Origin of the sequence: Shewanella sp. GXUN23E, from assembly GCF_050865035.1 — a bacterium.
Lineage (GTDB): Bacteria > Pseudomonadota > Gammaproteobacteria > Enterobacterales > Shewanellaceae > Shewanella.
On the sequence record NZ_JBOZWP010000005.1, the window covers coordinates 175,980 to 195,973 of the forward strand.

General features: G+C 53.9%; 17 protein-coding genes. 12 read left to right on the top strand and 5 right to left on the bottom strand.

What is annotated here, in order from left to right:
- Positions 1-244 precede the first annotated feature (244 nt).
- On the top strand, positions 245-1,273 hold the full coding sequence (pyrC, locus tag ACRRUX_RS07120; RefSeq protein WP_432528643.1) for a dihydroorotase: 1,029 nt from the start codon (positions 245-247) through the stop codon (positions 1,271-1,273).
- A 179-nt stretch (positions 1,274-1,452) separates the two neighbouring features.
- Here the strand turns inward: pyrC and ACRRUX_RS07125 are convergent, their stop codons facing one another.
- Complete coding sequence (locus ACRRUX_RS07125) at positions 1,453-2,496, bottom strand: metallophosphoesterase (protein ID WP_432528771.1); 1,044 nt, start codon at positions 2,494-2,496, stop codon at positions 1,453-1,455.
- 246 nt (positions 2,497-2,742) lie between these two features.
- Positions 2,743-3,345 (bottom strand): TIGR02466 family protein, encoded by a 603-nt coding sequence (locus tag ACRRUX_RS07130; RefSeq protein WP_432528645.1) that lies wholly within the window; start codon positions 3,343-3,345, stop codon positions 2,743-2,745.
- A gap of 276 nt (positions 3,346-3,621) precedes the next feature.
- On the opposite strand from ACRRUX_RS07130, the gene ACRRUX_RS07135 reads away from it, so the two are divergent.
- Positions 3,622-3,873 (top strand): hypothetical protein, encoded by a 252-nt coding sequence (locus tag ACRRUX_RS07135; RefSeq protein WP_432528647.1) that lies wholly within the window; start codon positions 3,622-3,624, stop codon positions 3,871-3,873.
- Between the two features lie 158 nt (positions 3,874-4,031).
- Here ACRRUX_RS07135 and ACRRUX_RS07140 read toward each other — a convergent pair whose 3' ends face one another.
- Positions 4,032-5,486, bottom strand: a complete 1,455-nt coding sequence (locus ACRRUX_RS07140; RefSeq protein ID WP_432528649.1) for a RimK family protein — start codon at positions 5,484-5,486, stop codon at positions 4,032-4,034.
- Positions 5,487-5,562: 76 nt separating this feature from the next.
- Between ACRRUX_RS07140 and ACRRUX_RS07145 the strand changes: the two genes are divergently transcribed.
- The 3 genes from ACRRUX_RS07145 (at position 5,563) to ACRRUX_RS07155 (ending at position 9,473) form a co-directional block, all read left to right on the top strand.
- Positions 5,563-6,660, top strand: a complete 1,098-nt coding sequence (locus ACRRUX_RS07145; protein ID WP_432528651.1) for a GNAT family N-acetyltransferase/peptidase C39 family protein — start codon at positions 5,563-5,565, stop codon at positions 6,658-6,660.
- 225 nt (positions 6,661-6,885) lie between these two features.
- Positions 6,886-8,061 (top strand): type III PLP-dependent enzyme, encoded by a 1,176-nt coding sequence (locus tag ACRRUX_RS07150; RefSeq protein WP_432528653.1) that lies wholly within the window; start codon positions 6,886-6,888, stop codon positions 8,059-8,061.
- 233 nt (positions 8,062-8,294) lie between these two features.
- Positions 8,295-9,473 (top strand): dicarboxylate/amino acid:cation symporter, encoded by a 1,179-nt coding sequence (locus ACRRUX_RS07155; RefSeq protein ID WP_432528655.1) that lies wholly within the window; start codon positions 8,295-8,297, stop codon positions 9,471-9,473.
- Positions 9,474-9,536: 63 nt separating this feature from the next.
- Here ACRRUX_RS07155 and ACRRUX_RS07160 read toward each other — a convergent pair whose 3' ends face one another.
- Together ACRRUX_RS07160 and ettA are read right to left on the bottom strand one after the other, a co-directional pair.
- Positions 9,537-11,597, bottom strand: a complete 2,061-nt coding sequence (locus ACRRUX_RS07160; RefSeq protein WP_432528657.1) for an alkyl/aryl-sulfatase — start codon at positions 11,595-11,597, stop codon at positions 9,537-9,539.
- A 168-nt stretch (positions 11,598-11,765) separates the two neighbouring features.
- On the bottom strand, positions 11,766-13,433 hold the full coding sequence (gene ettA, locus ACRRUX_RS07165; RefSeq protein WP_432528659.1) for an energy-dependent translational throttle protein EttA: 1,668 nt from the start codon (positions 13,431-13,433) through the stop codon (positions 11,766-11,768).
- 553 nt (positions 13,434-13,986) lie between these two features.
- Between ettA and glyA the strand changes: the two genes are divergently transcribed.
- The 7 genes from glyA (at position 13,987) to nusB (ending at position 19,980) form a co-directional block, all read left to right on the top strand.
- On the top strand, positions 13,987-15,240 hold the full coding sequence (gene glyA, locus ACRRUX_RS07170; RefSeq protein WP_432528661.1) for a serine hydroxymethyltransferase: 1,254 nt from the start codon (positions 13,987-13,989) through the stop codon (positions 15,238-15,240).
- A 150-nt stretch (positions 15,241-15,390) separates the two neighbouring features.
- Entirely contained in the window at positions 15,391-15,840 is a 450-nt protein-coding gene (nrdR, locus tag ACRRUX_RS07175) for a transcriptional regulator NrdR (protein WP_432528663.1), read from the top strand.
- 38 nt (positions 15,841-15,878) lie between these two features.
- Positions 15,879-17,024 carry a bifunctional diaminohydroxyphosphoribosylaminopyrimidine deaminase/5-amino-6-(5-phosphoribosylamino)uracil reductase RibD gene (gene ribD / locus ACRRUX_RS07180; protein WP_432528665.1) on the top strand — a complete coding sequence of 382 codons (1,146 nt, stop codon included), beginning with the start codon at positions 15,879-15,881 and terminating at the stop codon, positions 17,022-17,024.
- Positions 17,025-17,080: 56 nt separating this feature from the next.
- Positions 17,081-17,737, top strand: coding sequence for a riboflavin synthase (locus ACRRUX_RS07185; protein ID WP_432528667.1), 657 nt, complete (start codon positions 17,081-17,083; stop codon positions 17,735-17,737).
- A 76-nt stretch (positions 17,738-17,813) separates the two neighbouring features.
- Positions 17,814-18,917: a bifunctional 3,4-dihydroxy-2-butanone-4-phosphate synthase/GTP cyclohydrolase II gene (ribBA, locus tag ACRRUX_RS07190; RefSeq protein ID WP_432528669.1), complete on the top strand. Its 1,104-nt coding sequence runs from the start codon at positions 17,814-17,816 to the stop codon at positions 18,915-18,917.
- Between the two features lie 166 nt (positions 18,918-19,083).
- Positions 19,084-19,560: a 6,7-dimethyl-8-ribityllumazine synthase gene (gene ribH / locus ACRRUX_RS07195; protein WP_432528671.1), complete on the top strand. Its 477-nt coding sequence runs from the start codon at positions 19,084-19,086 to the stop codon at positions 19,558-19,560.
- A 15-nt stretch (positions 19,561-19,575) separates the two neighbouring features.
- Positions 19,576-19,980 carry a transcription antitermination factor NusB gene (nusB, locus tag ACRRUX_RS07200; RefSeq protein ID WP_432528673.1) on the top strand — a complete coding sequence of 135 codons (405 nt, stop codon included), beginning with the start codon at positions 19,576-19,578 and terminating at the stop codon, positions 19,978-19,980.
- Positions 19,981-19,994: the final 14 nt, after the last annotated feature.

Here is a 19,994-nt window from a genome sequence, read left to right on the forward strand (position 1 = left end):
GTTTCGGCATGTTTTCAGACGGCTGTTTTTAGATTCTCCTGAAAATATTGGCTGGTTGGCAGATAGTGATGAAAAAGCCGGAAACCGGCAGTTATCTCCACCTGAAATGAGCTCCTTTGCAAGGCATAAGTGTAAGGCGGGTGAAAATTGTCCGGTTTTATGAACGATTCATCGCAGCGACTCTTGCCCTTGGTCGGGATGCCACATAAGATCCCGCCACCGACAAAGATAACGAATAAGCACTATGACCACTTTGACTCTGACCCGCCCCGACGACTGGCATATCCACCTGCGTGATGGTGGCTCCCTGCCTGATACCGTGCGTGATGCCGGCCGCTACATGGGCCGTGCCATTGTAATGCCTAATCTGGTGCCGCCTGTGACCAGCACTGAACTGGCGCTGGCATACCACGCGCGCATCAAATCGCACACAGACACCGGCTTTGAGCCGCTGATGGTGCTGTACCTGACTGACAACACCAGTGCGGATGAAATTCGTAAAGCCAAGGCCAGTGGCAAAGTGGTCGCCTGCAAGCTGTATCCGGCCGGTGCCACCACCAACTCTGACTCAGGCGTCACCTGTGTCGAGAAAATTTACCCGGTACTTGAGGCCATGCAGCAGGAAGGTCTGTTGCTGCTGGTACACGGTGAGGTGACTGATTCTGCCATCGATATCTTCGATCGCGAGCGCATCTTTATCGAAAACATCCTGTCCAGAGTGGTGGCCGATTTCCCTGGGCTGAAAATCGTGCTGGAGCACATCACCACCAGGGATGCGGTGGACTTTGTGAATGCAGCCGGTGATAACGTAGCAGCCACCATTACTGCCCATCATCTGCTGTATAACCGCAACCATATGCTGGCCGGTGGTATTCGTCCGCACTTTTATTGCCTGCCTATCCTCAAGCGCAACATCCATCAGGATGCGCTGCTGGCGGCTGCCGCCAGTGGCAGCAAGAAGTTTTTCCTGGGGACAGATTCTGCGCCGCACGCCAAGGATAAGAAAGAAGCCTGCTGTGGCTGCGCCGGTTCATACACCGCCCACGCCGCGCTGGAGCTGTATGCCGAGGCGTTTGAGTCAGTGAACGCGCTGGATAAGCTGGAAGCCTTTGCCAGCTTTAACGGGCCTGACTTCTACGGCTTGCCGCGCAACAGTGATACTGTGACTCTGGTGAAAGAAGAGTGGCAGGTGCCTGCGGACTATCCACTGGGTGACAGCACTGTGGTGCCTATCCGCGCCGGTGAAACGATCCGCTGGAAAGTGAAGGGATAATATCCTTCACTCAAAAACGAAAGCCGCTCAGGGAGCGGCTTTTTTGATCCTGCGGGAAGACTGGAATATTGGCATGGGATGTTACTGTCCCGGATGCTTATCCCTGTGCGGTGTTTGTGAGTGAACACTTGGTGGCTATTGACGCCAATTCGTAGCTGAGTGTGCCTCAGACATTGAAATCAGTCGCTTGTCAGCTCGGCTTTACCGCCGTCATACAGACCACGGCTCAGCTTGCCTTGCTCAATCCACAGCAGCTCACCGGACTGACCATTTTTGATGCTGGAGTCGATGGCGACGATTTTGTTGTCGTACAGTCCCAATACTCTGTCCTGTGAGGTGTGACCTACCACGATATGGCTGACACCAAAATGTGCCAGTAACTTGTCTATCTGCCCGTCGCTCAGCTCGTCCTTGAAATAACCCCGATACCAGGTCGGGCCATTTTTATAAAACAGGAAGTTAAGCAGTTCTGACTGTTTTATCTGCTCTTTGGGGGTATCGATATGTTCGCGGTACAGGGCATTGGCACTGCTGATCGTCAGATCAGTTTGCAGCCATTCCGGACTGATGCCCCCGTGCATAAACAGGATGTCATTGATTTTCACCAGCGTGTGTTTGCTGCGCAGCCACTGGCCCAACTCAGTATCTGTGCCATACAGTGCATCATAGTTTCGTCCAATCAGCGTTTCGGCAACCTGATACCTGGGGTTGACGTAGCGCAAATCCCCTTTAAGCACCATTTGTTCATGATTTCCCATCAACAGGTGCAGTTGCCCGCCGGCATCTCTGGCCTGCTTGTCCAGTTGATACACCAGCCAGAGCACTTCGTTCACCTGAGGGCCCCGGTCAAACATATCGCCGGTGATCACCAGGTGTGCTTTTCCCAATGCCCAGTTGTTGTGCTGATCCACCACGCCCTGATTTCTCAGCAGGTGCAGCAGCACATCGTACTGGCCGTGAACGTCGCTCAGGGCAACGATGGTTTCCACGTCCTGAAAACTGTCGGCATCCACCTGGTTTTTAAGCTGATGTAACGACGGCTGTGGCAGATTGCCGCAATTGTCCGGCCGCATCACATAGTTGGCGTCCAGCGTCCGCTGCAGATGTTCACCATGGCATACCCAGCTGGCACGGGCTGGCTGGCCCTGAGGGCTGAAGACGTACGGGCCATCGGTGACATCATGCTGACCGGCCAGCGACGAGGCAGTCAGGATACTGCTCATCAGCGCGCTGAGCAGCAATGGGCTGTTGGGCAACGGATGTTTCGGCAAGGCTCGCTTGATTGATAAGGGACGAAAGGGCACAGCATCTTCCTTGGTTGTTATTCTACAAATTGCGCACCGGTCTGCGCCGGGTGCCACTATCTTGCCAGCGGATGTAACGCCATACAATTGAGTTGTAATGAAAATGTAATTTCATTCTGGCGAATGCCGGATGCCGGTAATGCGCCAACACTGGCCTGATGCGGGTTAATCCTGAATATACACGTTGAAACTCAGTGAAATACGAACCTTATCTGAGCGATTTGGCATGACGGCGTGAGGCACATGAGAGCGAAACAGCACCAGTCGGTTGGGCTGCGGCGGATAGCTCGCTTCAAAGGTTTCCAGCCCCTGAGCCGACTGATAACCGCTGACACCGAAGGCGGGATGATAAAACTTGATGTCGCCGGAATCCGGCGACGCCTGCAGGTAAAGGCTGCCGCTGATAAAGGAAGGATGAGTGGGATGCATATGGTGATGCACTTCCTGACTGTCGCCGGGAAAGTAAAAATTAAGCCAGCTTTCGCGGATCTCCAGTGCTTTGGCATCCGGGTGCAACTTTTTGACAAAGCCGCCGCAGTGCAGGGTCAGCCAGTGATGTAAATTGTCCAGCTGATACTTCTGCAGCACTTGTCTGTGCTGTGGATGGCGGGACTGCACATAACTGCGGGATCGGGCATCGTCTCTGGACAGTATTTCCCGGTATTCCAGCTCCAGCATCTGAGCAACGCTGGATTGGATCATCTCTGTGTCTGCGTCATTGGCATCATGGTGATAAACAGGAGTGGCAAACCAGAGGTCAATTTTCATGTTGGTACTTCCTTGTGCAGCGGTTGGTTTTCAGTTTGCCTAACTCTTTGGATGGGAACAACAAAAGTTAACAATTTACGCAGACGGATGTTGGCTGTTTGCGCTGAGCACGGGCATTCTGTTCGGGTAATGTCGGTTGGTAAAATGTGATGACATGGTAAAAATGTTTCATTGTGGGGCCGATTTCAAAAGCCAAAACGGCGTGGCAAAATGGGCGCGTTTGGACATTGGAATTGGGCAGGGGTGCCCGGTTGGTCTGAGCGTTAAGGAAAGAAAATGAAAGCTATTTCTGCATTGCTTGTCTCTGCACTGTTGAGCGTTTCTGTCATGGCCAATGAAGCCGCTGAAGAACAGTCTCCAGTGGCAACTCTGGATGAAGTGGTCAGCCTGCTGAACGACTGCAGCGCACGTGCCAGTGAGCAGTCTGTTGCTGACGAAGATCTGGAGCAGTTTGTGCTTGATTGCGTCAACGAACAGCTGTCAGATATGGGCTATCAACAAATAGAAAGCCTGCCGGTTGTAGAATAATCCCATGGCGGCTGGCAGGTGATTCGCCAGCCGTAAACCTGCAGAAGGGGTGAACAAGCCAAAGCTGTTCACCCCTTTTCTTCTGTCCTGCGTCTGGTTTGCTCTGATACCAGTCCGCAAAGCAGATTGATATCAGGCAGAACCTTGGCGGCTGGGTATCAGAGTCCCCGCAACTGAATACGTCGCAGAAACTCGGTGATCACCCGGTCGTACACCAGATCCCCAAGGAACAGATCTTCTACCTTGTGATCTATGCTGGGATTGTCGTTGACCTCAATGACATACACCTTGCCATCCCGCTCTTTCACATCTACCCCGTACAGACCTGAGCCAATCAGGTTGGCGGCTTTCAGGGCTGCATCCACCACGGCTTTGGGCGCATGCTTGATATCAACACAGTCGAAGTCGCCTGACGTTACCCGGCCACTCTGGTGGTGTTGGTAAATCTGCCAGTGGCCCCGGCTCATAAAGTAGCGGCACACGAAAATCGGCTGACGGTTGAGTACCCCAACGCGCCAGTCGAAATCTGTTGGCAGAAACTCCTGCGCCAGGATCAGCGAACTGCGCTCAAAAATACGGGCACACTGGGTTTCCAGCTCCTGTCGGTCTTTGACTTTCGTCACTCCGAGGGAGAAAGCGCCATCGGGAATTTTAAGCACCATGGGGAAGCCAATTTCCTCTTCGGCGCGTGCCATGGTATCGGCTGAGGTGATCTGACGGATAATCACGCTCTTGGGCACAGGCACCTTGTGTTGCTGCAGCAGTTCGGTAAGAAACACCTTGTTGGTGCACTTCATAATGGATTCAGGATCGTCCATCACCACCAGCCCCTGCGACTGGGCGGCTTTGGCAAAGCGGTAGGTGAAGTTGCCAATATTGGTGGTGGCGCGAATAAACAGGCCATCAAATTCGCCCAGCCGGGCAATATCCTGTGGACCTATGGTTTCCATGCTCATGCCCAGACGGGAGGCTGCGCGGATAAAGCGGCGAATGGCGGAGGGGTCCGAGGGCGGCATTTTTTCCTGCGGGTCAATCAGTACCGCCAGATCGTATCTGGCCTTTTTCACCTGCTTCTGGCCGGCCCACATCTTCATGGAGAATTTATCCAGTGCATCGGCAAACTGATCCTGCTCATCGCTGGTCAGTTCGGTGAACGGGAAGGGGCTTAAATCCTGCAGTTGCCACTGTCCGTCATGCTGGGTAAAACGTACCTGAATAATCGGCAGGGTAAATTTTTCAAACAATTGGCGGGCGATTTTCTCTGTGCCAGGCAGGAAAGAGCGGCCAAAGAAGATTTTGAACTCCACCGCCTGCTGGTCGGCAAAGTGTTTGGTCAACTCCTGGGAGTTGAGTTTGACAAACAATGACTGGCTTAAGTCGTTGATGGTCATCACCTTCGGCATGACCCTGTGGCCTCTGGCTTCCGCCAGCAGTGAGCAATAATAGCCGTCAGACATGTATTCGTAGCTGCTGCAAAGGTTGATCACCTGGGTGGCTTTATGCCTGCCCACAGTGCCGGACTCCAGATACTGGTCAACGGTGATCACTTCGTCAGACTGAAAATACACCTTCCAATCTTTCATTTTGTCTACAACGACAACTAAATTTGCCATGGGGCAATACCCTCCAGTGGTAGGTGTCGATAATCCCAATTAGAATGCAGCTTACATTACACAAGGGAGTGTTAAGATGAAGTGCCGCATTGCCTGTCCTGCCGATCTGTCCGCGTTATTAGCGCTTGAATCTCAATCCTTTCCAGGAGACAGAATCTCACCCCGTCAAATGAAGCGGTTTATCAAATCCCCCCACAGCCTGATGCTGGTGATGGACGGCCAGGAAAGCCTCAGCGGCTACTGTCTGGTGCTGTTCAATCGGGGATCTTTGCTTGCGAGACTTTACTCTCTGGCGGTCTCTCCGGCTTGCAGAGGGCAGGGAATAGCCCGAATACTGCTGGCCGACGCGGAGCAAATGGCGATAGACAGGGGATACGTTACGATAAGACTCGAAGTTAGGGAAGATAATCTCGCAGCAATAAATTTATATCAGCAACAGGGATATAAGCCATTGACAACACTGGTACATTATTATGATGACCTGGCAGATGGCATCCGCTTACAAAAGCGTCTTGGGGCGCCGCCGCCCAGCCGGTTATTGCCCCTGCCGCTGTATGTACAAACCACGCCTTTTACCTGCGGCGCGGCCTGTTTACTGATGGCATTTTCCAGCCTGCAACCCGGTTATCCCATGAGCCGGATTGAAGAAATCCAGCTATGGCGGGAAGCCACGACTGTGTATATGGCATCCGGTCATGGCGGTTGCAGTGGCCGCGGACTGGCACTGGCGGCGCATCAGCGGGGCTTTAACGTGTCGCTGTGGAGTAAGGCCGAAGGCATTCCGTTTATCCGCAGCGTGCGCGATCCCGACAAGAAAGCCCTGATAGAGCTGGTACACAACTACTTTGATACCCGGTTGCAACAGGCCGGTGTACCGCTGCAAGAAGCCCATCCAACCCAGGCCCAGCTGGAAACCTGGCTGACCGAGGGTGCCTGCGTACTGCTGCTTATCAGCACTTATCGCTTCAACGGCTGTAAGGAACCGCACTGGATTTTGCTGTCGGGTATGAGCGAACACTTCTTCTATTTCCACGACCCTTTGGTGGAAAAACCGGGCGACTCGGTCGCCTCTGCCCATGTGCCTGTGAGCAAGGCAGCCTTGATGCAGATCATCGGTTTTGGCAGTCAGAAGCTGACTTCCTGCGTGGTATTGCACCCCAGATTGCTGTTGTAATTTGGGGCCGGTGCAACCTGTGATATGACCGGCGGATAAGGTCAACCTGCGCCTTTCAAAATCAGGAATAATAATTTTAAAATAATGCATAAAAATTCGTTGCGAAATTGTGATAAATGTCGTTTACTTCGCACGATTTAAGATAGGTTCCGCACTGCCTGACCAAGGTTCAGGCAGCGCGAGCCTCACCCTGCAACAGCTAATTGTTTTGGAGACTCACAACTAATGAGCACCTTATTGCGCATCGACAGCCGGGATTATTATGACGCTGACACCTTCAGCCGGATCCGGGAATTTGCCGATGGCAAACAGACACCTTTTGTGGTGATAGACACAGGTATCATAGGCAAGCAGTACGATGCCATGACTGAGCATTTTCCTTATGCCGGCGTGTACTACGCGGTAAAAGCCAATCCGGCAGCGGAAATTCTGACTTTGCTGAAGGACAGGGGCTCCAACTTCGATATCGCTTCCATCTATGAGCTGGATATGGTGATGAATATTGGCGTGAGCTGCGATCGCATCAGCTATGGCAACACCATTAAAAAGCGCAAGGATGTCAAAGCCTTCTATGAGCGTGGTGTGCGCCTGTTCGCCACTGACTCGGAAGCCGATCTGCGGATGATTGCCGAGGAAGCGCCCGGTGCCCGTATCTATGTGCGTATTCTGACCGAGGGCTCAGGCACTGCGGACTGGCCGCTGTCGCGCAAGTTCGGTTGTCAGAATGAAATGGCCTGTGAACTGTTGGTGCTGGCGAAAGAGTTAGGTTTGGTGCCCTGGGGGGTATCTTTCCATGTGGGCTCACAGCAGCGTGATATCGGTGCCTGGGATGCCGCGATTGGCAAGGTGAAGGTGATTTTCGAGCGTCTGAAAGACGAGCACGACATTACTCTGGGGATGATCAACATGGGCGGCGGCTTCCCGGCCAACTATATCGATCCCACCAATGAGCTGGCGACCTATGCCGAGCATATCCACAAGTTTCTGGTGGAGGATTTTGGCGATGACCTGCCGCAGATTATCCTCGAGCCTGGCCGGTCATTAATTGCCAACGCCGGGGTGCTGGTTTCCGAAGTGGTGCTGATTTCCCGTAAGTCCCAGACCGCGCTGGAGCGCTGGGTGTTTACCGATGTGGGTAAGTTTTCCGGGCTGATTGAAACCATGGATGAAGCCATTAAATTCCCGATAGTCACCGACCGCAGCGGCGAGCTGGAGAAGTGTGTGATCGCCGGTCCCACCTGTGACAGCGCCGATATCATGTATGAACACTACAGCTATGGCCTGCCGATGGATTTGGCCATTGGCGATCGCCTCTACTGGCTGACCACAGGTGCCTATACCACCACCTATTCGGCGGTGTGTTTCAACGGTTTTCCGCCGCTTAAGGACTATTACCTGTAAAGGACTGACCTGTAAGTGCAGCGGTATGGATATAGGGAGCCTGATGGCTCCCTTTTTTATGGCGCGGAATTGACGACCAGAAATCAGGCTTGCGACATGGTGGAAAAGTAGACATTCAGACAGGAGATTGTTGTAGCCTGAGAGCCTGAGCGATCTTTTTTTGTGCTTTGTATGAAACACTATCGTCAATGAATAGGTGTGCCCGATCGGGAATTCTGGCTGAGGATACAAGCGTGGAAAGCAATAAATACAAAGAATGGGGACTGATCCTCAAGTTGGCTGTCGGGATTGGCCTGGGCGCCGGTCTTGGGCTGGTGGCCGATGAGTCTGTGATGACTGTAGTGAGTTCAATCAAGTACACCCTGGGGCAGTTTATCTTCTTTATGGTGCCTTTGGTGATCATTGGCTTTATCGCCCCGGCGATTACCCGCCTGCGACAGAATGCCAACCGTATGCTGGGTGCGGCCATCAGTATTGCTTATCTGTCAGCTGTCGGCGCCGCCACCATGGCGTATTTTGCCGGTCTGGCGATTATTCCCCATCTTTCTGTGCCCACTTCCATTGAGGCCCTGCGGCATTTGCCCGAGGCGCTGTTCAAGCTCAATATTCCACCGCTGATGTCAGTGATGAGTGCGCTGGTGATTGCCATTGTGCTGGGGATCGCTGTGCTCTCTACCCGTGCCCGTCAGTTTGAAGCCCTGCTGGGAGAGTTTGAGTCCATCATGTTGTTTGTCGTCAAGCGCATGGTGATCCCTGTGCTGCCATTCTTTGTGGCGGCGACTTTTGCCGGGTTGGCCTACGAAGGCACGCTGACTGAGCAGTTGCCTGTGTTCCTCAAGGTGGTAGTACTGGCGATTGTCGGCCATATCATTTGGCTGGCGGTGCTCTATGGCATTGGCGGCGCGCTGTCGCGCAAAAATCCCTGGCAGGTGCTGAAGTTCTATGGCCCGGCTTACCTGACGGCTGTGGGCACCATGTCGAGTGCCGCGACCCTGCCGGTGGCGCTGGAGTGTGCCCGTCAATCGCCTGTGCTCAAGCGCGATACCGTGGATTTTGCCATCCCGCTGGGGGCGACCATCCATCTGGCAGGCTCTGTGTTGACCGAAACCTTCTTTGTGATGGTTATTTCCCTGATGCTCTATGGCGCGCTGCCATCCATGGGCACCATGGCACTGTTTATTCTGTTGTTTGGGATCTTCGCCATCGGCGCACCGGGTGTGCCGGGCGGCACTGTGATGGCCTCCATGGGACTGGTAGTCGGCGTGCTGGGCTTTGATGAAACCGGGGTGGCGCTGCTGCTGGCGGTATTTGCCCTGCAGGACAGCTTTGGTACCGCCACCAATGTTACCGGCGATGGCGCCATCGCGCTGATGCTAGATGGTTTGTTCCCAGATAAACAGCAGGACGCCTGATAGTAAAACCAATATGAAAAAAGCGCTGCAGATGCAGCGCTTTTTTGTTGTTACGACAGAGGCTTACTTGCCTGCTCCGTTGCCGGTCAGGGTAGTGCCACCTGTGCCGGGCAGCAGCTCAAAGCCCATATTGAACTGCACCATCATGGCCATCAGTTCATCCAGCAGTTTGGCGTTACCGGTCACTTTGGCCTTGCCGCTGCTGACCTGATCTTTAAAGCTGGCAGCGCCCATCATTACAGGCTCCAGATCGCTGCGGTTAATGGCTATGGTCAGATCCGGCTTGGCCGCCTGCTGGCCCTTGATGTTGGTCAGTACCGAGTTACTCAGCTCCACCACATACTTCTCGCCATTGTCCGGGGTGATAAAGTTGATGATAAAGGCCTTACCTTCCGCCTTGGCGGCATCAAGCTGAATGCCGAGGAAGTCCAGCCAGAGATCTGTGCCCATGGCGCGGATCATGTCAGGCCCTGTGCCTTTGGGCGACGCGCCCTTGGGAATGCCGTTTCGCAGCTCATAGGCGGCAGCCAGGAAGCTGTTGCGCAGGCTGGGGCTTTCTTTTTGATAACCTATCTGTTCATACACATCCGCCAGTAAGTCTTTGGCGGCCTGATTTTGTGGCTCGGCAAACACCAGCTTGTTGAGGATCTCGGTGGCCATCAGGTACTCACCCTGATCGTACAGCTGCTTGCCCTTGGCCATGATCTTGTCAGCTCCGCCCATCATCTCCACGTACAAAGGCGCGGAATCTTTTGGTGACAGCGGGATCAGGGTGGCCGGGTTGGCATCCCAGTAACCCAGATAACGGTTGATCACCGCGCGGCTGTTGTGGGCCTCGGAGCCGTGGTAGCTGTGGGCTGCCCAGTTCTGCTCCAGACTCTTGGGCAGTTTGTACATATTGTGAATTTCATTGATGGTCACGCCCTGATTGGCCAGGTGCAGTACCTGATTGTTCAGGTGACCATAGGCATCCCGCTGGGCACGCATCACTTCCTGAATGCGCTCATTGCCCCAGCGCGGCCAGCTGTGGGAGGCAAACATCACGTCGGCGTCCTGGCCATAGAGGTACAGGGCTTCGTTGATGCCTTTGGACCACTTGAGCGCATCACGTACCTGAGCGCCGCGCAGGGTGTAGATGTTGTGAATCGTGCCTGTGATGTTTTCCGCGGCCCAGAAGGCTTTCCAATCCGGGAACCAGGTGTTCATCTCCGCTGGCGCTTCGGTGCCCGGGGTGTTCTGGAATACCATCTTGACGCCATCGACCGTCATCTCTTCGAAGTCATCCTTAATCACCACAGTGGGCGGGATTAACCCCAAATTACCGGCGGCAGTGTTTTTACCGATGGACTGATCCACATGGCCGTAAGGGCTGCGGGGCAGTAGTACGCCATACTGGAAGAACATGCGGCGGGTCATGGCATTACCGGCGTAGACGTTTTCCGATACCGCGTGATCCATAAAGCCCACCGGGGCAATAATCTTCACCTTGCCGCTTTTCACATCCGCTTCGTCCACCACGCCGCGCACGCCGCCGAAGTGGTCACCATGGGAGTGGGAGTAGACCACGGCCACCACAGGTCGCTCACCCAGCTGCTCATTGATGAATTTGAGCGCGGCGGCAGCGGTTTCCTTGGCGGTCAGCGGATCGAACACAATCCAGCCTGTGTCACCCTTGATAAAGCTGATATTGGCCAGATCAAAACCGCGCACCTGATAGATTTTACCCGGCACCACTTCATACAGGCCGTAGGCCATGTTCAGCACCGCCTGGCGCTGCAGTGATGGGTGCATGGTGTCGAACTGCTTGTCTTCCAACAGCCAGCCATAACTGCCCATATCCCAGGCGACATTACCGGCTTCCGCCATAATCTGCTTGTATTTTGGGGCGGCGATAAAGCCACGGGAGGCTTCTTCAAAGTCGCGCTTATCACTCAGAGGCAGGGTATTGCGCTGCTGCTGTTGCCTGGCCTGAGTAAAAGAAGAAGGTTCTTTGCCTTTGGTATCGAAATGTTTGGATGGGTCGGCTGAGATAACCCCGCCGCCACCGGCAGCCAGTGATGGGGTTGAAAGGGTCAGAAGTGCGGTGAGCACCGCGCTGCGCACTGATAAGTCCTTGTTTGCCATAGTTCACTCCATTGATAAGACCAACTGTCGTGGTTGATATTTGACCGCTTTATTTAATAGTGATTTGGTAATTTTCACAATGGGTTGGATGAAAAACTGCCGTCTGAAAGTCAATAAAAAAGCCAGTGCTGGGCACTGGCTTTTGGCGGGAACAAACTGAGCCTGAGCTTACTTGGTCATACGCTTGTACTTGAGACGGTGTGGCTCAATCACATCAGTGCCACAGGTGTCTTTCAGCCAGGTCGAGTACTCGGTGTAGTTACCTTCGTAGAAGTTCACCTTACCCTCATCGCGGTAGTCCAGGATGTGGGTACAGATACGGTCGAGGAACCAACGGTCGTGCGAGATCACCATGGCGCAGCCCGGGAATTCCAGCAGGGCTTCTTCCAGCGCGCGCAGGGTTTCCACGTCCAGATCGTTGGTTGGTTCGTCGAGCAGCAGTACGTTGCCACCGGACTGCAGCAGCTTGGCCAGATGCACACGGTTGCGCTCACCACCGGACAGCTGACCGATGATCTTCTGCTGATCGCCGCCGCGGAAGTTGAAGCGGCCCACATAGGCGCGGCTTGGAATTTCAGTGTTGTGGACGCGGATGATGTCCTGACCACCTGAAATCTCTTCCCAGACAGTGTTCTTGTCGTTCATGGAGTCACGGAACTGATCCACAGACGCCAGTTGCACAGTCGCGCCGATATCGATTTCGCCACTGTCTGGCTGCTCGGCGCCACTCAGCATCTTGAACAGGGTTGATTTACCGGCACCGTTGGCACCGATAATGCCCACGATGGCGCCTTTTGGGATAGAGAAAGACAGATCGTCAATCAGTACCCTGTCACCATAGGACTTGGTCAGGTTGCGCACTTCAATCACCTTGTCGCCCAGACGTGGGCCAGGTGGAATGAACAGCTCGTTGGTTTCGTTACGGCGCTGATAGTCACTGGTGTTCAGCTCTTCGAAACGGTTCATACGCGCCTTGCCCTTGGACTGACGGCCCTTGGCACCCTGACGTACCCACTCCAGTTCTTTGGCAATGGTCTTCTGACGGGCGCTTTCAGCGGCCGCTTCCTGCTGCAAACGGGCATCTTTCTGCTCCAGCCAAGAGGAGTAGTTACCTTCCCATGGGATACCTTCACCACGGTCCAGTTCCAAAATCCAGCCAGCGGCATTGTCCAGGAAGTAACGGTCGTGGGTAATGGCCACCACTGTGCCTGAGTAGTCTTTCAGGAAACGCTCCAGCCAGGCCACGGATTCGGCATCCAGGTGGTTGGTGGGTTCGTCGAGCAGCAGCATGTCTGGCTTTTCCAAAAGCAGACGACAAATCGCTACCCGGCGGCGCTCACCACCGGACAGATTTTCAATCTTGGCATCCCATTCTGGCAGACGCAGGGCGTTGGCAGCACGCTCAAGGGCGTTGTCCAGGTTGTGGGCATCGTGGGCCTGAATAATGGCTTCCAGCTCGCCCTGCTCCTTGGCCAGAGCGTCGAAATCGGCATCCGGCTCGGCATAGGCGGCATACACCTCATCCAGACGAACCAGTGCGTGTTTGGCTTCAGACACGGCTTCTTCAATGGCTTCTCGCACGGTCTGCTCAGGATCCAGTTTGGGCTCCTGAGGCAGATAACCGATTTTCAGTCCGGGCATAGGCCGGGCTTCACCCTCAATCTCGGTGTCCACCCCTGCCATAATGCGCAGTAAGGTCGATTTACCTGAGCCGTTCAGACCCAGAACACCAATCTTGGCGCCGGGGAAAAAGCTTAAGGAAATGTCTTTAAGAATGTGCTTTTTGGGGGGAACGATTTTCCCTACCCTCAGCATGCTGTAAACAAACTGAGCCATGGTTGATTCCTGTGTTCAAAATTGCCCGAAGTTTACTAAATTGCTGCTTTGACTGCCAGAGAACCGGATGTCGGCAATGTGAGTATTTGACCAAAATATCGACACAGACCAGAGACTTGTGAATTTACGCGAGTCATTCTATCGGTTGTCTGAAATGGGCAGGTTGGGCGGGCGGTGAGCTTTGACGCTGAACTGAGTTTACGCTCAGGCGAACAAGCCGCCATAAATGTGTAATTATTTGAATAAAAACAAATATTGAAGTTGTCTGAGACGGTTTAAGGTGACCATGAGCCAGCTTGTATACAGGCATGCAACAATTTCAGGGTCACCGGACTGTGATTGTGATCAATCGCGGAGTAGAATACCGCGCAACCCTACAATAATACCAATCCGCATAGGAGTTTAGTTGCTCGGCGAGAGTGAAAAATACGCAGGCAACAGGTTGCCCGCAATGGCGTTGATACCGCCTGAGCGATGAGCACCGGAGTCTTCTACGCGGACAGGTATAAGGCATAAAAGCTAAGATTTTATTAATTTAACAGCCGGAGTAAGCATGCTGACTAAAGACATGAATATCGCGGATTACGATCCAGATCTGTTCGCGGCGATTGAGGATGAAACCCGTCGTCAGGAAGAGCATATTGAACTGATCGCGTCAGAGAACTATACCAGCCCACGCGTGATGCAGGCTCAGGGTTCTCAGCTGACCAACAAGTATGCTGAAGGCTATCCTGGCAAGCGCTATTACGGCGGCTGTGAATATGTCGACAAAGTAGAAACTCTGGCGATTGAGCGTGCCAAAGAGCTGTTTGGTGCTGTGTATGCCAACGTGCAGCCACACTCAGGCTCACAGGCTAACCAGGCGGTGTACATGACGCTGCTTAAGCCGGGCGACAAGGTGCTGGGCATGAATCTGGCACACGGTGGTCACCTGACTCACGGTTCGCCGGTCAACTTCTCCGGTAAGCTGTATGACATCATCCCTTACGGCATCGACGAGACCGGTAAGATTGATTACAACGAGCTGGAAACGCTGGCATTAGAACATAAGCCAAAGATGATCATTGGTGGTTTCTCTGCTTACTCAGGTGTGGTTGATTGGGCGCGTATGCGTGAAATCGCTGACAAAGTCGGCGCTTACCTGTTTGTCGATATGGCTCACGTAGCGGGTCTGATTGCCGCTGGTGTGTATCCTGATCCGCTGCCACATGCGCACGTGGTGACTTCTACCACCCACAAGACGCTGGCCGGTCCTCGTGGCGGTATCATACTGTCTGCCCATGAGGATGAAGAGCTGCACAAAAAACTGAACTCTGCGGTATTCCCGGGTGGTCAGGGTGGCCCGCTGATGCATGTCATTGCCGGTAAAGCGGTGGCCTTCAAAGAAGCGCTGGAGCCTGAATTTAAGGTGTATCAGCAGCAGGTTGTGGCCAACGCCAAGGCGATGGTGGAAGTGTTCCTGTCCCGCGGCTACAAGATTGTCTCCGGCGGCACCGAGAATCACCTGATGCTGGTGGATCTGATTGACAAAGACATCACAGGTAAAGAAGCTGACGCTGCGCTGGGCCGCGCCAACATCACAGTGAACAAGAACTCAGTGCCAAACGACCCACGTTCTCCGTTTGTGACCTCCGGTATCCGTATCGGCACCCCGGCCATTACCCGTCGTGGTTTCAAACAAGATGAAGCCAGACTGCTGACCGGCTGGATCTGTGATGTGCTGGATGACGTGAACAACGACGCCAACATTGAGAAAGTGAAGCAGCAGGTGCTGGAACTGTGTGCCCGTTTCCCGGTTTATGCCTGAGCCGGATTGATGCCAATGGCATGAGTTATTTGCCAATTGTAGAGCCACTCGGCTTTTTCCAATGGGGCAAATAGGATAGACTTTGATGGCCGCCGGATGCACAGGTATCCGGCGGCCATTTTTGTTCTGAATTATGCTGCCGGAGGCACAATGCACTGTCCGTTTTGCAACGCAACCGATACCAAGGTGATTGACTCACGTCTGGTGGGTGAAGGCCATCAGGTTCGTCGTCGCCGGGAATGCACTGAATGTCACGAGCGTTTTACCACCTTTGAAGGCGCCGAACTGGTGATGCCGCGGGTGATTAAACGTGATGGCAGTCGCCAGCCTTTTGATGAAGAGAAGCTGCGTGGCGGCATGCTCAGGGCGGTGGAAAAACGTCCGGTTTCCATCGATCAGATTGAGCAGGCGCTCAGTAAAATCAAATCCATGGTGCGGGCGACAGGGGAACGTGAAGTGCCCTCTGAAATGATAGGTAACCTGATGATGGAGCAGTTGATGCATCTGGACAAGGTCGCCTATATCCGTTTTGCGTCCGTTTACCGGGCGTTTGAAGATGTTTCTGAGTTTGGTGAAGCCATCGCCAAGCTGCAAAAGTAATACTGCAAGCCGACATCCGGTTCGGTGGAAACTGCCTCATGACGTGGTCTGCTCACGATATCCAAATGATGGCCCGTGCCATCCAACTGGCCAAACGCGGCCGGTTCACTACGGCTCCCAATCCCAATGTGGGCTGTGTCCTGACCCTCAACGATAAGATAGTCGGCGAAGGTTTTCATATTCAGGCCGGTGGCCCCCATGCCGAAGTGCATGCCCTGCGGATGGCGGGTGATAAGGCCCGCGGCGCCACCGCCTATGTCACGCTTGAGCCCTGCAGCCATTATGGCCGCACCCCGCCCTGTGCCAAAGGTCTGATTGAGGCTGGTGTGGCGCGGGTGGTGGTGGCCATGACAGATCCCAACCCTCAGGTGGCCGGTCGTGGCATCAATATGCTTAAAGACGCCGGTATCGAGGTGCAAACCGGTCTGCTGGAAAACGATGCCCGTGCGCTCAATCCCGGATTTTTGACCCGCATGGAAACCGGCCTGCCATTTGTCACCGTCAAAGTGGCGGCCAGTCTGGATGGCAAAACTGCCTTGTCCAACGGCGTATCCAAATGGATTACCGGCCCACAGGCCCGCAGCGATGTGCAGCGTTTGCGTGCCTGCCATTCAGCGTTGGTGACCGGGGTCGAGACGATCCTGGCCGACAACCCAACCCTGAATGTACGTTTTGATGAGCTCGGTTACGTCGTCGAACAGACAGGTGTACTGACTTTAGCGACAGTGCAGCAGCCCCTGCGGGTAGTGCTGGACTCCCGCGCCAGACTGACCGCTGAACAGGCATCAAACCTGTTTGGCTTTGCATCACCCATTTTGCTGGTATCGACCCAAGTCTACAGTGCGGCGCAATTGGCTGGTTTCCCTGCGCATGTTGAGACCCTGGTGCTGGCGGATAAACAGGGCAGGGTGGATTTAACTGCGCTGCTGACTGAGCTGGGCAAACGGGTGAATTCGGTACTGGTGGAAGCTGGTGCCACGTTGGCGGGCGCCTTTGTTGAGCAGCAAAAGGTCGATGAGCTGGTGCTGTATCAGGCACCAAAACTGCTGGGCAGTCACGGCCGTAACATGCTGGTGTTGCCGGACTGGCAATCCATGGATAGCATTCCGGCCATGACACTATTGGATGAGCGCAAACTTGGCTGCGATCGGCGTTTTATCTTCAGTTTGCAAGGCGCACACTGATTGACAGAATTTGCAACTCAGGACGCACGCGGCCTGAGTCCACAGAGTGAGTAATTATGTTTACCGGCATTATTGAAGCAGTAGGAAGCATCCGGCAAATCCAGCGTCGTGGCGATGACATTCGCCTGACGGTCGCCAGTGGCAAACTGGATTTGAGCGATGTCAAACTGGGTGACAGTATCGCCACCAATGGCGTGTGTCTGACTGTAGTTGAACGTCTGGCTGATGGTTATATCGCTGATGTATCAGCGGAAACTGTGGCGTTGACCGGTTTTAACCGCTATCAGGTGGGCACCAAAGTCAACCTGGAAAAGGCGGTGACACCAACCACCCGTCTGGGCGGTCATATGGTGTCCGGTCATGTGGATGGCATTGCTACTGTGGTCGAGCGCAGCCATCGCGGCGCGGCGATTGAGTTCTGGCTGGAGGCCCCTTCTGAGCTGGCCCGCTATATTGCCCATAAGGGCTCGATCACCATCGATGGCGTCAGCCTGACCACCAATGAGGTGGATGGCAGACGCTTTCGTCTGACCATAGTGCCGCATACTGCCAGCGAAACCACTTTATTGGATCTGCAGGCTGGCAGTCAGGTCAATATCGAAGTGGATCTGGTGGCCCGTTATCTTGAGCGGCTTATCAGCGCAAAGGACGATGACAAATCTGCCGGTGGCGTCACCATGGAGTTGCTGGCGCGAGCTGGTTTTATGCGGTAATCGACAGAAATTCAGCAATAACTTCATACAATGCTGAGAGTGTTTCTTTCCAGTAAAGCAAATTAAAGGTCTTACAATGGCGCTACATACAATCGAAGAGATCATTGAGGATATTCGTCAGGGCAAGATGGTAATCCTGATGGATGATGAAGACAGGGAAAATGAAGGTGATCTCATCATGGCCGCCGAGATGGTGACCCCGGAAGCGATTAACTTTATGGCGACCCATGGTCGCGGTCTGATCTGTCAGACCATGACCCGCAGCCGCTGTCAGCAGCTGAACCTGCCCCTCATGGTCAGCAATAACAATGCCCAGTTCTCTACCAACTTTACCGTATCCATCGAGGCCGCCGAGGGTGTGACCACGGGGATCAGTGCCCATGACCGCGCAGTAACAGTCAAAGCTGCTGTGGCCCGGGATGCCAAGGCATCGGATCTGGTGCAGCCAGGACATATCTTCCCGCTGATGGCGCAGGAAGGCGGGGTGCTGATCCGTGCCGGTCACACTGAAGCCGGTTGCGATCTGGCCCGTCTGGCCGGATTTGAGCCTTCCGGCGTGATCGTGGAAATTCTCAATGAAGACGGCACCATGGCCCGTCGTCCGGATCTGGAAGTGTTCAGTGAAAAGCACGGTATCAAAATCGGCACCATTGCCGATCTGATTGAATACCGCAACAACACCGAAACCACTGTGGTGCGTGAGGCTGAGTGCCTGATGCCAACCCGTTTTGGTGATTTCACCATGGTGACCTTCCGCGACACTATCGACAACCAGCTGCATTTCGCCATGGTTAAGGGTGAAATCACTGAAAATGTGCTGGTACGTGTGCATCTGCCAAGTACCTTTAATGATCTGCTGTTCTCTGAACGTAACCAGAGCCGCAGCTGGCCGCTGGACCTGGCGATGGAGCGCATTGCCGATGAAGGTGGTGTACTGGTGCTGCTGGGCAATGAAGAGACCACAGACGATCTGCTGGCCAAAGTGCGTGCCTTTGAAGCGGAAGATAAAGGTGCTCAGCCAGCGGCCGCCAAGTGGCAGGGAACTTCCCGCCGTGTCGGCGTGGGTTCACAGATCCTGGCCAGTCTGGGCGTGACCAAGATGCGCCTGCTCAGCTCCCAGAAACGTTATCACAGCCTGTCCGGTTTCGGACTGGAAGTGACTGAATACGTTTCAGAATAAGATTTTTGTTGGGTGCCGCCCCGAGCTGCTCGGTGGCGATGCCTGATGGCGTAAACCGAATTTCACTATTTCAGAAAAATTGCATAGAGCTTGGGCGGGAAGCCTGTGGTATCATACCGCCACTTTTCGCCCCGAGCCCGGGTGCTATAGCAACATAGGTAAGATAATGAACGTAGTTCAAGGTAATATCGAAGCGAAAAATGCCAAGGTGGCGATTGTTGTTTCACGTTTCAACAGCTTTCTGGTTGAGAGCCTGTTGGAAGGGGCGATTGATACGCTGAAACGCTTTGGTCAGGTCGCTGATGAGAACATCACTGTTGTCCGCGTACCAGGCGCGTTTGAGCTGCCATTGGCGGCCCGTCGTGTGGCGGCCAGTGGTCAATTTGACGGTATCATCGCCCTGGGCGCTGTGATCCGTGGCGGTACGCCGCACTTTGATTTCGTTGCAGGTGAATGTAACAAAGGTCTGGCTCAGGTGTCTTTGGAGTTCGACGTACCCGTATCTTTCGGTGTACTGACCACAGATACCATTGAACAGGCGATTGAGCGTTCAGGTACCAAGGCCGGTAACAAAGGCGGCGAAGCTGCCCTGGGTCTGCTGGAAATGGTCAATGTGCTGCAACAACTTGAACAACAGCTGTAATTAACGGGAAATCCAATGAAGCCTTCTGAGCGCCGTAAGGCCCGCCGTTTAGCGGTACAGGCCGTCTATTCATGGCAAATGAGCGGTAACAACGTCGCTGATGTGGAACATCAGTTTCTGACTGAGCAGAACCTGGACGGTGTTGATGTTGCTTATTTCCGTGAACTGTTTGCGGGCGCTGCAACCAAGACCGCGCAACTGGATGAGATGCTGATCCCATTCCTGGAGCGTCCACTGGATGAAGTGGATCCGATCGAGAAAGCCGTATTGCGTTTGGCTGCCTTTGAACTAACCTTCCGTAAGGATGTGCCGTACAAGGTAGTGATCAACGAGGCTATCGAATCAGCCAAAACATTCGGTGCTGAAGATGGTCATAAGTTTGTCAATGGTATTCTGGACAAGCTGGTTGCACGTAAGTAACAGACAAAACGGTA